The organism is Streptomyces sp. NRRL WC-3618, assembly GCF_001280005.1.
Classification (GTDB): domain Bacteria; phylum Actinomycetota; class Actinomycetes; order Streptomycetales; family Streptomycetaceae; genus Streptomyces.
This window is the reverse complement of the sequence record NZ_LGDW01000028.1, coordinates 59,809-75,372: the sequence shown is the minus strand read 5'-3', so window position 1 is coordinate 75,372 and position 15,564 is coordinate 59,809. Positions and strand designations below refer to the sequence as shown.

Annotated in this window: 12 protein-coding genes; 6 read left to right on the top strand and 6 right to left on the bottom strand. The window is 68.8% G+C overall.

The window, feature by feature from the left end; all coding sequences use genetic code 11:
- Nucleotides 1-5: 5 nt before the first annotated feature.
- On the bottom strand, nt 6-1,019 hold the full coding sequence (locus ADL01_RS04675; RefSeq protein ID WP_053740646.1) for a bile acid:sodium symporter family protein: 1,014 nt from the start codon (nt 1,017-1,019) through the stop codon (nt 6-8).
- 162 nt (nt 1,020-1,181) lie between these two features.
- Between ADL01_RS04675 and ADL01_RS04670 the strand changes: the two genes are divergently transcribed.
- Complete coding sequence (locus ADL01_RS04670; RefSeq protein WP_053740593.1) at nt 1,182-2,045, top strand: LysR substrate-binding domain-containing protein; 864 nt, start codon at nt 1,182-1,184, stop codon at nt 2,043-2,045.
- Nucleotides 2,046-2,331: 286 nt separating this feature from the next.
- Nucleotides 2,332-4,158: an AMP-dependent synthetase/ligase gene (locus ADL01_RS04665; RefSeq protein ID WP_053740592.1), complete on the top strand. Its 1,827-nt coding sequence runs from the start codon at nt 2,332-2,334 to the stop codon at nt 4,156-4,158.
- A 35-nt stretch (nt 4,159-4,193) separates the two neighbouring features.
- Here ADL01_RS04665 and ADL01_RS04660 read toward each other — a convergent pair whose 3' ends face one another.
- The gene (locus ADL01_RS04660) at nt 4,194-4,985 is read right to left on the bottom strand and encodes a hypothetical protein (RefSeq protein WP_053740591.1); all 792 of its coding nucleotides are present in this window, start codon (nt 4,983-4,985) and stop codon (nt 4,194-4,196) included.
- A gap of 316 nt (nt 4,986-5,301) precedes the next feature.
- Here ADL01_RS04660 and ADL01_RS04655 point away from each other — a divergent pair, with 316 nt between their 5' ends.
- Both ADL01_RS04655 and ADL01_RS04650 read left to right on the top strand, forming a co-directional pair.
- Nucleotides 5,302-6,138, top strand: coding sequence for an aldo/keto reductase (locus ADL01_RS04655; RefSeq protein WP_053740590.1), 837 nt, complete (start codon nt 5,302-5,304; stop codon nt 6,136-6,138).
- A gap of 196 nt (nt 6,139-6,334) precedes the next feature.
- Nucleotides 6,335-7,030 (top strand): glycoside hydrolase family 75 protein, encoded by a 696-nt coding sequence (locus ADL01_RS04650; protein WP_053740589.1) that lies wholly within the window; start codon nt 6,335-6,337, stop codon nt 7,028-7,030.
- Nucleotides 7,031-7,134: 104 nt separating this feature from the next.
- On the opposite strand, the gene ADL01_RS04645 is transcribed toward ADL01_RS04650, so the two are convergent.
- Together ADL01_RS04645 and ADL01_RS04640 are read right to left on the bottom strand one after the other, a co-directional pair.
- On the bottom strand, nt 7,135-7,836 hold the full coding sequence (locus ADL01_RS04645) for an SDR family oxidoreductase (RefSeq protein WP_053740645.1): 702 nt from the start codon (nt 7,834-7,836) through the stop codon (nt 7,135-7,137).
- Between the two features lie 132 nt (nt 7,837-7,968).
- Nucleotides 7,969-8,853, bottom strand: a complete 885-nt coding sequence (locus ADL01_RS04640) for a class I SAM-dependent methyltransferase (protein WP_053740588.1) — start codon at nt 8,851-8,853, stop codon at nt 7,969-7,971.
- A gap of 155 nt (nt 8,854-9,008) precedes the next feature.
- Between ADL01_RS04640 and ADL01_RS04635 the strand changes: the two genes are divergently transcribed.
- Entirely contained in the window at nt 9,009-9,779 is a 771-nt protein-coding gene (locus ADL01_RS04635) for a phytanoyl-CoA dioxygenase family protein (RefSeq protein ID WP_053740587.1), read from the top strand.
- 177 nt (nt 9,780-9,956) lie between these two features.
- Here the strand turns inward: ADL01_RS04635 and ADL01_RS04630 are convergent, their stop codons facing one another.
- On the bottom strand, nt 9,957-11,681 hold the full coding sequence (locus ADL01_RS04630) for a glycoside hydrolase family 6 protein (protein ID WP_053740586.1): 1,725 nt from the start codon (nt 11,679-11,681) through the stop codon (nt 9,957-9,959).
- Between the two features lie 138 nt (nt 11,682-11,819).
- A complete protein-coding gene (locus ADL01_RS47405; RefSeq protein WP_199834751.1) occupies nt 11,820-11,984 on the bottom strand; it encodes a hypothetical protein in 165 nt (54 codons plus the stop codon).
- A 517-nt stretch (nt 11,985-12,501) separates the two neighbouring features.
- On the opposite strand from ADL01_RS47405, the gene ADL01_RS04620 reads away from it, so the two are divergent.
- Nucleotides 12,502-15,417, top strand: a complete 2,916-nt coding sequence (locus ADL01_RS04620; RefSeq protein WP_053740584.1) for a glycoside hydrolase family 48 protein — start codon at nt 12,502-12,504, stop codon at nt 15,415-15,417.
- The last annotated feature ends 147 nt before the right edge of the window (nt 15,418-15,564 follow it).

The following is a 15,564-nucleotide window of genomic DNA, read 5'->3' as shown; positions in this document are numbered from 1 at the left end:
CGCCCCTAGGGGCGCGGGGCGCGAGCGCCCACCCGGCCCTTTGGGCGTTCGGCTTCCGTCGTTTCCTGTTCGGTGGTCACCGGATCGTTCGAGCGGCGTTTGGCGATCACCGCGCACACCATCAGCTGCATCTGGTGGAAGAGCATCAGCGGCAGTACCGCCAGCGAGGCCTGTGCGCCGAACAGGACGCTCGCCATGGGCAGTCCGGCCGCCAGGGACTTCTTCGAGCCGGCGAACTGGATCGTGATCCGGTCCTCCCGGTTGAAACCGAGCGCCTTGCCGCCGTACCAGGTGAGCGTCAGCATCACCGCGAGGAGTACGGCCTCGACGGCCATGAGTCCGGCGAGCTGGGCCGGGCTGACCTGGTGCCAGATGCCCTCGGTCACGCCCTCGCTGAACGCGGTGTAGACCACGAGCAGGATCGAGCCCCGGTCGACCAGCCCGAGCACCTTCTTGTGCCGGGTGACGAAGCCGCCGATCCAGCGCCGGAGCACCTGCCCGGCGAGGAACGGGACCAGCAGTTGGAGCACTATCTCGAGAAGCGAGTCGAGCGAGAGGCCGCCGCCGCTGCCGCCGATCAGGGTGGCCGCGAGCAGGGGGGTGACGACGATGCCGACGAGGGACGAGAAGGAGCCCGCGCAGATCGCGGCGGGCACATTGCCCCGGGCCATCGAGGTGAAGGCGATCGACGACTGGATCGTGGACGGGACGAGGGTGAGGAAGAGCAGGCCGATGTAGAGGTCGTGGGTCAGGAACGCGGGTTCGAGTCCGCGGGCGGCCAGGCCGAGCAGCGGGAAGACGACGAACGTACAGACGAGGACCGTGGTGTGCAGCCGCCAGTGCTTCAGTCCCTCCAGCGCTTCGCGAGTGGAGAGACGGGCGCCGTAGAGGAAGAAGAGGAAGGCGATGGCCGCCGTGGAGGCTCCCGAGGCGACGTCGGCGCCCGTCCCGCGCGCCGGGAGGAGCGCGGCGAGGCCCACTGTCCCGAGCAACAGCAGGATGTAGGGGTCGATCGGCATCCAGCTCGGCCACTTCAGGCGTTTCACGGTGCTCCACTACTCGGGTACGGGGACGGTCGGGCCTGTCTCGGCTTTCATGGTCCTCCTCGGGTCCGTGATCGGGAATCCCGTACACCGCTCTGACTGTCATCGCGTTTCGCGATAAGCGGTTACCGTGGAGAGATGTACGACCCTTCTCACCTGCGGACCTTCCTGACCGTGGCCCAGACGCTCAGCTTCACGCAGGCCGCCCGGCGGCTCGGCCTGCGCCAGTCGACGGTCAGCCAGCATGTGCGGCGCCTGGAGGACGCGGCCGGACGACAGCTGTTCTCCCGGGACACGCACTCCGTGGAGCTGACCGAGGACGGCGAGGCGATGCTCGGTTTCGCCCGCCGGATCCTCGAGGTGCACGACCAGGCGACGGCGTTCTTCACGGGCACGCGGCTGCGCGGCCGACTGCGGTTCGGCGCCTCGGAGGACTTCGTGCTGACCCGGCTGCCGGAGATCCTGGAGGCCTTCCGGTACGACCATCCCGAGGTCGATCTGGAGCTGACGGTCGAGCTGTCGGGCACCCTTCACGAGCGGCTGGCCGCCGGGAAACTGGACCTCGTCCTGGCCAAGCGGCGCCCCGAGGATCCGAGGGGCGAGCCGGTCTGGCACGACGAGCTGGTGTGGATCGGTGTGGAACGGCTCCGCCTGGACCCGGACCGCCCGGTGCCCCTGATCGTGTACCCGCCGCCGGGCATCACCCGCGCCCTCGCCATGGAGGCGCTGGAACGGCAGGGGCGGGCCTGGCGCGTCGCCTGTACCAGCGGCAGCCTCAACGGGCTGATCGCTGCGGCCCGCGCGGGCCTCGGGGTGATGGCGCACTCGCGCGGGATGATCCCGCCCGGCCTGGTCCGCGTACCCGACCGGGCCGGGCTGCCGGAGCTGGGCAAGGTCGACTTCGTCCTGGTCCACGGCCACCGTCGGACGTCCGCCCAGAGCGCGGCGGACGCGCTGGCCGCGGCGATCCTGACCAGCGGGGACCGACTGCACCGGCGATGACCGTCGCCGTCACCGCGGGTAGTCGACCAGTGCGCCCCGAAACCTAAAGAGAGCCCCAAGAGGCCTGGTGCGGGCGGTGAGCGGGTCGGTCGGATTCGGTGGAGATTACCGGGCCGGAACCCGCTTCCCCGCAAGAAATTCTGTCCGCCCCCGACCCATACAGACACATTTTCTCCCCCCGGTACAGCGCCGAAACCGTACACCACTCGGCTTGGTACCCACTCCCGCGATGCGTGGCCGTGGGGTAGCTTTCACGGCGCCGTGCGAAGCGTCACTAGGAGTGGGTTTGCGCGAATTCACCAACCCTCCACTGGCGTTGGCGCCGCCTGTGGGCGGACTGGCCGACGTGGTGTTCGAACATGCCCTGGAAGACCCCCTCCGTGTCGCGCTCGGCCGCAAGGACGAGGCCGGCCAGTGGCGGGACGTGACCGCGGGCGAGTTCCGCGACGAGGTCCTCGCCCTCGCCAAGGGCCTGCTCGCGCAGGGCATCCGGTTCGGGGACCGGGTCGCGATCATGTCCCGTACACGCTACGAGTGGACGCTCTTCGACTACGCGCTGTGGACGATCGGCGCGCAGGTGGTGCCGGTCTATCCGACGTCCTCGGCCGAGCAGGTCTTCTGGATGCTGTACGACGCCGAGGTGACGGCGGCGATGGTGGAGCACGAGGACCACGCGATGACCATCGCCACGGTCATCGACCGGCTGCCCCGGCTCCAGCAGCTGTGGCAGCTCGACGTGGGCGCCGTGCAGGAGCTGTACGAGGCCGGCGCGCACCTCGACGACGAGACGGTGCACCGGCACCGGCTCGCGGTCACCCCGGAGTCGACGGCGACGATCATCTACACCTCCGGCACCACGGGCCGCCCCAAGGGCTGTGTCATCACCCACGCGAACTTCATGTTCGAGGCGGACACCGTGATCGAGCGCTGGGAACCGGTGTTCCACTCCCGCAAAGGCGACGAGGCGGCGACCCTCCTCTTCCTCCCCCTCGCGCATGTTTTCGGCCGGATGGTGCAGGTGGCCGCGATCCGTGGCGGGGTGCGTTTCGGCCACCAGCCGCAACTGAACGCGGCGGCTCTGCTGCCCGACCTCGCCGCTTTCCGGCCGACGTTCTTCCTCGGCGTGCCGTATATCTTCGAGAAGGTGTTCAACGCGGCCCGCCGCAAGGCCGAGCGGGAGGGCAGGTCCGGTCCCTTCGAGAAGGCCGTCGAGGTCGCGGTGCGCTACGCGGAGGCCATGGAGGAGAAGGCCTGGGACCTGGGTCCCGGTCCGTCGGCGAGCCTGCGGATGCAGCACCAGCTGTTCGAGAAGCTCGTGTACTCCAAGATCCGGGCCGCGATGGGCGGGCGGGTACGGCACGCCATGACGGGCGGTTCGGGGATGGACCGGCGGCTCGGCCTGTTCTTCGCGGGCGCGGGCGTCCACATCTACGAGGGCTACGGCCTCACCGAGACGACGGCGGCGGCCACCGCGAACCCGCCCGAGCGCACCCGCTACGGCACGGTCGGCCAGGCCATTCCGGGCATGACCGTGCACATCGCGGAGGACGGCGAGATCTGGCTGCGCGGCGACAACGTCTTCCAGGGCTATCTGAACAACCAGAAGGCGACGGACGCGACCCTGCACGACGGCTGGCTGGCCACCGGCGATCTGGGCTCCCTCGACGAGGACGGCTTCCTCACGATCACCGGGCGCAAGAAGGAGATCCTGGTGACGTCGGGCGGCAAGAGCGTCTCCCCGGGGGGCCTGGAGGAACGCGTCCGGGACCATCCCCTGGTCGCCCAGTGCATCCTGGTCGGCAACGACCGCCCGTACATCGCCGCCCTGATCACCCTGGACCACGAGGCGGTCGAGCACTGGCTCACGATGCGCCGCAAACCGCAGCTGACCCCGACGGAACTGGTCCGCGACGCGGACCTGGAGAAGGAGGTGCGGCGTGCGGTGGTCGCGGCGAACACCCTGGTCTCCAAGGCGGAGTCGATCCGTACGTTCCGCATCCTGGCCCAGCCGTTCACCGAGGAACACGGTCTGCTCACCCCGTCCCTGAAACTGAAGCGCGGGGCGATCGAGAAGGCGTACGCGAAGGAGGTCGAGGCCCTGTACCGGGCCTGACCTCCCGCGGTGCGGGTCTCATGGCTGACGAACCCTCAGATCAATTGGTAGCCACGGAGGTTGGTGAGCAGAAGGTAGGTGTCGCGCAGGGATCCGGAGGTGTCGCCGAGGGAGCGGTAGATGCCCCACTTGGGGCGTACACGGTCGGCCAGGAAGGTGTCGACGCCGGTCTTCGAGGCGTCGATCACGGTGGAGCCACCGGACTTGAGGATCCAGCGGACCGTGCCCGCCGAGCCGTTGCCGACCTTGATCTGGAAGTCGACGTCGGTCCACCTGTCGTGCAGCGGTTCCAGGTTCGTGCGGCCGACCAGGATGTCGTCGACGGCCAGCTTGAGTTCGATGGTCTGCACGCCGTTCACCCGGCGCAGCGACTGCACGACGAGCGGTGAGGTGCCGTTGCCCGGCTGCTTCATCTGCATGATGTGGGTGAAGGTGGTGGTCGCCCTGAGCGAGCTCGGGATGTACATCGAGTAGGTGACCCGCCAGGTCTGACCCTCCGTCCACTTGGGGTAGTTGCCGCCGCTTCCGTTGCGCAGACCGGTGACCTCCTGGCGCTGGCGGTCGGTCGAGGTGTCGCGGTCGACGGTGTGGATGTTGAAGCGCCAGTTGTCGCCGGTGGCGTAGATGTGCGGGTGTGCGGCGGGGTGGGAGTCGGCGCGGTCGTCCTCGACGGTCTCGAAGGCGCCGAGGCCGTCGGCGCTCGCCGACGGGGCCCACTTCTGCTGCCAGGAGGCGGCGTGTGCGGTGGTGGCGGTCGGCAGACCGGTGGCCGCTCCTGCGGCCCCGCCGAGGACGGCACCCAGCATCGCCCTTCTGGATGTGCTCATGACACTGATCACCTCGCGGTTTGTGAATGTCGTTTGATTCGGGGGCCTGGCCGGATCTCTCGCCGACCGACTGTTCACATGGCTGCACCGAGTTCACCAACTCGTTCGCCGGCGCGATCCAGCGTCGCGGTACGGGAGCCCGGCGGTCAATGGTCCGGACCGCTGATCCCGGATGCGTTTTCGGCCATTCCCGCCTCCGGTACTGACTAGCCAGTCAGTTCGAACGGACTCTCCGGCGGGGATGCGCCACGGGATACGGCGGGGTTTGTGATCGTACGATGGGCATCCCACCCGACGACTGAAGGATCGAGAGCTCGTGAGCAGCAAGGTCCCCCCGATCATTCTGAACAACGGCGTCGAGATGCCCCAGCTGGGCTTCGGCGTCTGGCAGGTGCCGGACGACGAGGCGGAGCGGGCGGTCGCCACCGCGCTGGAGACCGGGTACCGCAGCATCGACACAGCGGCGATCTACGGCAACGAAGAGGGCACCGGCAAGGCCATCGCCGTGTCCGGCGTCGCCCGCGAGGACCTCTTCGTCACCACCAAGCTCTGGAACAGCGACCAGGGTTACGAGTCCACCCTCCGCGCCTTCGACACGTCCCTGGAGAAGCTCGGCCTGGAATACGTGGACCTGTATCTGATCCACTGGCCGCAGCCGGCCAAGAACAAGTACGTCGACACGTACAAGGCGCTCGAGAAGCTCGCCGCGGACGGCCGCGCCCGGTCCATCGGCGTCTCCAACTTCCTTCCGGAGCACCTCGACCGGCTCCTCGCCGAGACGTCGGTCATTCCGGCCGTCAACCAGATCGAGCTGCACCCGCACCTCCAGCAGCACGCGGCCCGCGAGTACCACGCGCAGCAGGGCATCGCCACGGAGGCGTGGTCCCCGCTCGGCTCCGGCAAGGGCCTGCTGGAGGTTCCCGCGATCGTGGCCATCGCCCAGAAGCACGGCCGTACACCGGCCCAGATCGTGCTGCGCTGGCATCTCCAGTTGGGCAACGTGGTGATCCCCAAGTCCGTGACGCCGTCCCGGATCAAGGAGAACATCGAGGTCTTCGACTTCAGCCTGGACACCGAGGATCTCGCGGCGATCAGCGCGCTGAACGAGGACCGGCGAACGGGACCGGACCCGGCCACGTTCGAAGCCGGCTGACGGCACTCACGACAACGCCCCGGCACTCACCACAACGCCCCGGTCCGCACCGGCCACGGTCGCGGTTCCGGGGCGTTTCGCTTGGGCGACCGGGGCCCCTCGAAGCCCGGTCGACAGGGTTGACGCGGCCATGCCTGAAGGTCCACCTTGGATCGCACCCGGTAAGGAAACTTTCCTAACAGAAGGGCCCCCCACAGTGCGCTCTCGAACACTGGCCCTCGGCGCGGTCGCCGGCGCGGCCCTGCTCGCCTCCGCCACGCTCCCCTCGTACGCCTCCGGTACGTCCAAGACCGCGTCCGTCAGGGAGGGCTCGGTCAGCGCCGCCGCCCTGCTCGCCAAGGTGACGTCCTGCTCCCAGCTCTCCAACGGCAAGTACCGGACCGACGACGAGACTTCGGCCTCGATACCCGTGTGCGGCAAGAACGGCGCCGTGTTCTGGAAGGCCGACATGGACGTCGACTGCGACGGACAGCGCACGTCGAAGTGCAACGAGAACACCGACCCCTGGTATCAGGACGACACGGCGTTCCACCAGTCCAACGGCAAGCCGCTCAAGGCCGATGCACTGCCCTACGTCGTCGTGCCCAGCTCCAGCGGTATCTGGAACTACGCCGGCGCCGGCATCAAGGGCGGCGGTGTGGTCGCCGTGATCTACAACAACAAGGTCGAGTACGCGGTCGTCGGCGACACCGGCCCCACGAAGATCATCGGTGAGGCGTCCTACGCCACCGCTCAGGCCCTCGGCATCAACCCCGACCCGGAGAGCGGGGGCGCGGACTCCGGAGTGACGTACATCCTGTTCAAGAACTCGCAGGTGTCGCCCATAGAGAACCACGGCGCGGCGGTCTCCCTCGGTGATCAGCTGGCCAAGCAGTTCATCCGCGACAACTGAACCGGGGCGGCAGGACAGCAAAGCCGGGAGTCCCGGACGGGCCGGCGCCGCGTCCACGCACGCGGCGCCGGGCCCGTCTCCCGTCAACTGGAGCTGTACACGGCTCAGTTGGGCTGCCCGATCGGCCGTACGACCACGGTGTTGACGTCGACTCCCGCCGGCTGCCGGATCGCCCAGACGACCGAGTCGGCCAACTGGTCGGCAGTCAGCAAATGCCCCGGGGGCAGGCTTCCGTAGCTGTCCCAGAAGGGGGTTTCGACGCGCCCGGGAGCCACCAGGGTCACGCCGACGCCGAACTCCGTGACCTGGCGGCGGGTGTTCTCGGCCAGACCGGTCACCGCCCATTTCGTTGCCCCGTAGATATTGCCCGGCGTGTTGACGAACCCGGCGACACTGCCGATCAGCACGATCCGGCCCCGGGTCTCCTTCAGCGCGTCGATAGAGGCCCTGATGAGCAGCGCCGGCCCGAGCACGTTGGTCAGCACCATCTCCGGCCAGCCCGCCGGGTCGCCGTCGGCGACCGAGTCGTGGGTGGCGAACCCGGCGTTCGCGACCACCGTGTCCAGCCGCCCGAACTCCTTCAGCGTCGTCGCGACGGCGGCGCGTATGTCGTCGTACTCGGCCGCGTTTCCCTGAATCGTCAACAGGCCCTCGGGGCGGCCGAGTTCCTCGGCGAATTCGCGCAGCCGTTTCTCTCCCCGGCCGGTCACGGTGACCCGGTGGCCGGCTTCGAGCAACTGTCGCGCGACGGCGGCACCGATACCGCTGCCGCCCCCGGTGATGAGTGCGACGGGTGACTCGGTCATGGTGATTACCCCCTGTCTGTGCCACGCATGTGCCACATATGTGCCCTGCGCGGCGGTGCACCGCGCGTCGGCGAACAGCGAGGAGTCCATCACTTGGAGAGCTCTCGAAGTCAAGCTCGGCGGCGGCTGCGGCTACACCGGCGGCCTGCTGCCCGTGTGGACCGTGTGCGTGGCCAGGACGAAGATGTCGGGGCGGTGGTGCAGGCCCGCCTTGTCCTCGGGGTCGAGGAGGCGGTCGAGGGTGGCGCGGTCCTCGGCGTCGAGTTCTTCCGCGAACATCGTGCGGCGCCGGTCGAAGACGCCGATCACATAGGCGCGGGCCTCGTCCGTGAGGGGAGCGGGGAGGTCGAGGAGGAAGGAGCGGGTGCCGGAGGGGCGCAGACCGGCGGCGGTGAGCAGGGCCGGCCAGTCCTCGGTCTCGCGAATGTGGCCGGGCAGGCTGGTGCGCATCGCGGTGAACCAGGTCTGCTCGATCGTGTCGAGCCGTGCCTCCAGGCCCGGGCGCCCGAAGCCGAGGTCGCGCGGCAGGTTCCGCTCCGCGAGGCCGCCCTCCATCACGGCGAGCGTGCCGCCGGGCGCGAGGACGGCGGCGAGAGCTGCGAGCGCGGCGCGCTGGTCCCCGACGTGGTGCACGGCCCTGCTCGACCACACCAGGTCCGCCGGGTACTCCAACTCACCCAGACCGTGCGGAAGTTCGGCCTGTACGGTGCTGAAGCGGTCGGCGTGTCCGAGGCGGTCGGCGTTCTCGCGGGCTCGCTCCAGCAGCGGCGCCGAGCTGTCCGCGGCGACGATGCGTGCCTCGGGGAACGCCTTGGCGAAGAAGCCCGAGATGACGCCGGGGCCGCTGCCCGCGTCGACGATCAGCCCCGGTTCGGGCTGCTGTCCGGCCAGCCAGGCCAGGGCGTCGGCGTAGAGCGGCGCGAACAGTTCGGCCTGCCCCTCCAGGTGGGGGATCATCGTGGCGAAGTCGATGTCGGCGTTGTCGTGGGAATGGTTGTGCCGGTGCTGATGGGCCATGGTGTACGGGCCTCCCCTTGTCGTTGCCACCAGCCTGCTCCGCCTTCGCCGACCGAGCCAGTTCTGTTGCCGTTACGGCAAACGGCGATTGCCTCCCCGCCCTCGTCCGGCAAAAACCGGATGCGGGCACCGTCCCGCTCCCCCACGATGCCTCTATGGACGACAAGCAGGTGGAGCGCTTCCTCGACGACGGGTTCGTGAAGATCGAAGGCGCCTTCCCGCCACGGGTCGCCGAGCACTGCGGACGGCTGCTGTGGCGGGAGACGGGGTGCGACCCGGACGACCCGGGCACCTGGACGAAGCCCGTGCACTGGGTGTCGGACATGGCGCAGGGCCCGTTCGCCGCCGCGGTCAACACCCCTGTGCTGCATGAGGCGTTCGACGCGCTGGTGGGCGAGGGCCGCTGGGCGTCACGTTATTCGCTGGGCAGCTTTCCCCTGCGGTTCCCGCACGAGGAGGAACCGGACGACGCGGGCTGGCACATCGAGGGCAGCTACTTCCCCGACGGCGCGACCTGGCCGTACACCAATCTCCGCTCCCGGGACCGCGCTCTGCTGATGCTGTTCCTGTTCAGCGAGGTCGGCGAGGCGGACGCCCCGACGCGTATCCGGGTGGGCTCCCATCTGGACGTACCTCCACTGCTGGAGCCGTACGGCGAGGAGGGCGTCTCGGGCCTGGAGATCGCACCGCGGCTGGTGGAGGCCTCGGCACACCGGCCGCTCGCACACGCCACCGGCAGCCCCGGGGACGTCTACCTCTGCCACCCCTTCCTGGTACACGCGGCGCAACCCCACCACGGCACCCACCCCCGCTTCATGGCCCAGCCACCTCTGTACCCGGCGACCCCCTACGACCTGAACCGCACGGACGAGAACCACTCCCCGGTGGAGCAGGCGATCCGCCGGGGGCTGGCACAGCACAGCTGAAGCCCCCGGCGAACCATCACTTACCTTCTGTTACCGCCTACGCGGGCCGACGGGGTCGGGAGGCGCAACGCGCCCCCGACAGGGGCGCGGGGCTGTGCCCGATTTGCGGCTGCCGCCGCGGGGCGCGACAAGCCCCCACCGAACCCGCACCGGACAATCCCGCCGACCCAGCGGAGCTCAGAGCGCCGGGTAGGCGTTCCGCATCAGCTCCTGGAACTGTGCCGAGAACCACTTCCCGGCGAGCGGCGAGTTCCCGAGCGCACCCGACAAGTTGTTGTTGTTCAACGGGTTACCCGTGTACGTCGGGTCGCACATCCGGTCGAAGCCCTTGCCCTCGTCGTTCGGGATCGCCGAGCTGGCGCCGTCGGACTCACCCGGAGGCTTCATCCACACGTACGCGTCGATCCCGGCCGCCGGAGCGGCCTTCGGGCGTTCGCCCAGACCCGCGCCGGCCTGGTTGCACCAGTTGCCGACGTGGATGCGCCGGTCGATGCGTCCGCCCTCGACGTACGTGTCGACGGTGGTCTTCGGGCCGGGTCCGGTGGGCCGTGCGGTGCCGCCCCAGCCGTTCCTGGACGTGTCGATCAGCATGCCGATGCCTGCCGGGAAGCCGGCCGTGACCAGCTGGTTGCGGAAGGCCTGCGCGAAGGAGAGCTCATCGGTGTACCGGTTCCAGTCCACCCACTTCGACTCGCGGACGGACTTGCCGGCCACGGTGTCGCCGATGGCGAAGTTGGTCTCCTTCAGGGCGCTGAAGTTCGCCGTGTTGGTGATGAACCCGTGCACGTCGTTGACGGTCGCGCCCTCGGCGGTGGCCGCCTGCTTGAACAGGTCTGCCGCGGGGCCGGAGTTGTCGTCCCAGCCGAGCCAGCCGTGGTGGGCGACATCGATGTAGTTGTAGACGTTCGGCACGTGACCGAGTTTGTTGAGCGCGTAGCCGACACCCTTGATGTAGTTGCCGTTCGCCTTCATCACATTGCACGCGGGCGTGGCCGTGGGCTTGCTGCCCGTGTTGGTGATGAGGTTGGGCAGCGAGTCGATCTCGACTGCCGTGACGATACGCAGGCCCGCGTACTTGGCGTCCGCGAGGATCGCCGCGATCGGGTCGATGAACTGGGTCTTGTACTTGTCGATCTCCGTCGGGCCGAGCTCGCCGTTGGAGGCGAGGGCCGCGCAGTCGCGTCCGGGCAGGTCGTAGACGACCAGCTGGACGACCATTTCGCCGGTGCCCTTCTGCTGGAGGGCCGCGTCGAGGTGGGCACGCAGGCCCATCTTGCCGCCCGCTCCGCTGATCGCGGAGATCCGGTCCAGCCAGACGCCGGTGGGCTGGCTGGAGACCCGGCTGCCGCCCGGTTCGGCGGCGGCGTTCGCCGACCACTCCGGGTTCACGTACACCTTGGCGCCGGCGTACGGGTTGTCGACCTTCGTGCCGGTGCCGGGGCCCGGGTCCGTGGGGCCGGGCGGGTCCGTGGGGCCGCCCCCGCCGTCGACGTTGCAGGTGACGCCGTCGAGGGTGAAGGAGGTCGGGAGCGCGTTCGTGCCGCTGTAGCCGCCGTTGAAGCCGAAGCTCACCGAACCACCGGTGGGGAGCGTCCCGTTGTAGCTCTCGTTGGCGGCGGTCACGGTGGCGCCGCTCTGGGTGAACTTCGCGCTCCAGCCGCTGGTGACCTGCTGGTTACCGGCGTACGACCACTTCACGGCCCAACTCGACTTGGCAGCACTGTTGTTGGTCACTGTCACGGCGGTGGTGAAGCCGGTGTCCCACTGGTTCTGCACCTTGTAGTCGACGGTGCAGGGGATCGCGGAGATGCCGGCATCGGCGGGCGCGGCGGCTACCGCGGCGCCGGTGGCACCTGCGATCAGCGCCATGGAGGCGAGGATCGCTGTTCTGGTACGGCTCATGGGTGCGGGTGTCCTCTCGTTTTCCTGTGGGGTGGAACGCGCCTTACTGGGTGGGGAAGTCGGCGCACTGACCGATGGCGCGCGGATGGTCGCGCGGACCGGTTGCGAAGGCTGTGGGTGTGCCGTCGTAACCGGAGATCAGGTGGGACGGGCCGGTGGTGCCGGGTGCCAGGTGTTCTCGCCGATCTCGTCCACCGCCAGCGGGACCTGGGCGGCGGCGAGAGTGCCCGTCGGGTCGGCCGACTTGTACGTCAGCCACGTGCTGAGGTCGTTCGCGTGCACGAGCCCGCCGGCGAGGATCACGTTCCGCAGGCGGCGATCACCTTCACGGAGGCGTCGTCGACCGGTCCGTCCCCGATGCCGTTGCCCTGGACGCACGCGAACTCGCCGCCGAAGCGGTGGACGCGGAGCAGTCCTGAACGACGCCGGTACGGGGTTGCTCCCGGACCGGGAGGCGACGAACCCCGGCGCGACCGCGGTGCCCACAGGGGCGACGGCAGCGCCGAGCACGACTAAAAGACCTGAACGCGGAGGGTGTCGCATGAAGCGACTCCTTGCCGATCGGGCGCGTCGTTGCGGACGCGTCGACTGACGGTATCGCTCCCACTGGTGTCAACGAAGCTAGCGGCAAGTGACGGCAAAGGACAGGGGGGTTGAGGTGTTTCCATCAGATGACGACGTCGAATCAATTCGAGTCTTCAAACACCTTGACCCCTGATACCCCTGTCTTCAATATGGGAGCGCTCCCACTGGTTCAAGGCTTGTTGCTCCTCCCCACATCTCCACGAGCACCTCCGAGCCGCTAGGAGGAACCAGCACCATGCACCCCCGAAACAGACACCGCGTCACGCGGCGGTTCTGGACCGCTGTCGTGGCGGCCCTCGCCCTCCCCCTGACGATGCTCGCGACGAGCACAACTCCCGCCCAGGCAGCGGCAGTTCAGTGCAGCGTCGACTACAAGACCAATGACTGGGGCTCCGGTTTCACCACGGATGTGACGATCACCAACCGGGGCACCGACGTCATCAACGGCTGGACACTGACGTACGCCTACGCCGGGAACCAGAAGCTCGGCAACGGCTGGAACGGCACCTGGTCCCAGTCCGGCAAGACGGTCACCGTGCAGAACGCGCCGCACAACGCGACGATCGCCGCCGGCGCGGCGGTCACCACCGGCGCGCAGTTCTCGTACAGCGGCACCAACGCCGCGCCGACCTCGTTCGCGATCAACGGGACGACCTGCGCCGGGGCCCATCAGCCGCCGGTCACGGTGCTGACCAGCCCGGCAGCGGGCGCGGTCTACTCGCAGGGTGACGCGGTGCCGATGGCGGCGACCGCCGCTGCGGCGGACAGCGCGACGATCACCAAGGTCGAGTTCTACGACGACGCCACGCTGCTCGGCACGGACACGACCGCGCCGTACACGTACTCGGCCACCGCACTGGCCGTGGGCAGCCACTCGCTGCTGGCGAAGGCGTACGACAGCCTGGGTGCCTCGGCGCCGTCCACACCGGTCGGCATCACGGTCGCCTCGGGTCCCGCCGTGGTCGCCGTACCGACCCAACTCGGCGTGCAGCAGGGCAAGTCGGCGACGTACGACCTCAAGCTGTCGACGCAGCCGAGCGCGAACGTGACCGTGACGACCGCTCGTGCGAGCGGCAACACCGGTCTGTCGGTGACCGGCGGCGCCTCGCTCACCTTCACGCCGGCGAACTGGAACACGGCGCAGAAGGTGACGATCACCGCCAACGCGACGGGCACCGGATCGGCGGCCTTCGACTCGACGGCCACCGGCCACGCCAAGGCGACGGTCACCGTCACGGAGCTGGCGGCCTCGAAGGTGTACGACGCCCGGTTCCTGGACCTCTACGGCAAGATCACCAACCCGGCGAGCGGCTACTTCTCCCCCGAGGGCATCCCGTACCACTCGGTGGAGACGCTGATCGTCGAGGCGCCGGACCAGGGCCACGAGACCACGTCGGAGGCGTACAGCTACCTCCTGTGGCTGCAGGCCATGTACGGCAAGGTGACGGGCGACTGGAGCAAGTTCAACGGCGCCTGGTCGATCATGGAGCGGTACATGATCCCCACCCACGCCGACCAGCCGACCAACTCCTTCTACAACGCCTCGAAGCCGGGGACGTACGCCCCTGAGCAGGACCTGCCGAGCCAGTACCCGGCCCGGCTGGACAGCAACGTCGCGGCGGGCTCCGACCCGATCGCGGCCGAGCTGAAGAGCGCGTACGGCACGGATGACATCTACGGCATGCACTGGCTCCAGGACGTCGACAACGTGTACGGCTACGGCAACTCGCCAGGCAAGTGCGAGGCGGGCCCGGCGGACACCGGACCGTCGTACATCAACACCTTCCAGCGCGGCGCGCAGGAGTCGGTGTGGGAGACGGTTCCGCAGCCGACCTGCGACACCTTCAAGTACGGCGGCACGAACGGGTACCTGGACCTGTTCACCGGCGACTCGTCCTACGCCAAGCAGTGGAAGTTCACCGACGCCCCGGACGCCGACGCGCGCGCCGTGCAGGCCGCGTACTGGGCGAACGTCTGGGCGAAGCAGCAGGGCAAGGGCAGTGACGTCTCGACGACCGTCGGCAAGGCGGCCAAGATGGGCGACTATCTGCGCTACGCCATGTACGACAAGTACTTCAAGAAGATCGGCAACTGTGTCGGCCCGACGACCTGCGCCGCCGGTACCGGCAAGGACGCCTCGCACTACCTGCTGTCCTGGTACTACGCGTGGGGCGGCTCCACCGACACCTCGGGAGGCTGGGCCTGGCGCATCGGCTCGAGCCACACGCACGGCGGCTACCAGAACCCCCTGGCCGCCTACGCGCTCAGCTCGAACGCCGATCTGAAGCCCAAGTCGGCGACGGGACAGGCGGACTGGTCGAAGTCACTGCAGCGGCAGATCGAGTTCTACCGCTGGCTCCAGTCCAACGAGGGTGGCATCGCGGGCGGCGCGACCAACAGCTGGGCGGGCCGCTACGCGACCCCGCCGGCCGGTACGCCGACCTTCTACGGCATGTACTACGACGAAGCTCCGGTGTACCACGACCCGCCGTCCAACCAGTGGTTCGGCTTCCAGGCGTGGTCCATGGAGCGGGTGGCCGAGTACTACCAGCAGACGGGCAACGCCGCCGCGAAGAGCGTGCTGGACAAGTGGGTCGACTGGGCGCTGTCCAAGACGACCATCAACCCGGACGGCACGTACCGTATCCCGGCGACACTCCAGTGGTCGGGCGCGCCCGACACCTGGAACGCGACAACTCCGGGTGCCAACACGGGACTTCACGTCACCGTCGCTGACTACACGAACGACGTGGGGGTGGCGGCCGCGTACGCCAAGACGCTGAGCTACTACGCCGACCGCTCAGGTGACACCAGGGCGGCGACGACAGCGAAGGCACTCCTCGACGGCATGTGGTCCAACTACCAGGACACCCTGGGCATCGCCGTCCCGGAGACCCGCGCGGACTACAACCGTTTCAACGACAGCGTCTACGTTCCGTCGGGCTGGACGGGGAAGATGCCGAACGGCGACACGATCAACTCGTCGTCGACGTTCGCCTCGCTGCGCTCCTTCTACAAGAACGACCCCAACTGGTCGAAGATCGAGGCGTACTTGGCGGGCGGCGCCGCGCCCACGTTCACCTACCACCGGTTCTGGGCCCAGGCGGACATAGCCCTCGCCATGGGTTCGTACGCGGAGCTACTCGAATAGCCCCCGCAAGGTCCACCGGGACCTGAGCTCCGCGTACCTCGCCGGGCGGCCCCTTCCCGCACTGGGGGCCGCCCGGCGCCTCTCGCACCACATAGAAAGCGCTTACCGCCCGGTGATCTCTGCCTTCCCGAATCCCCCCACCCGGAA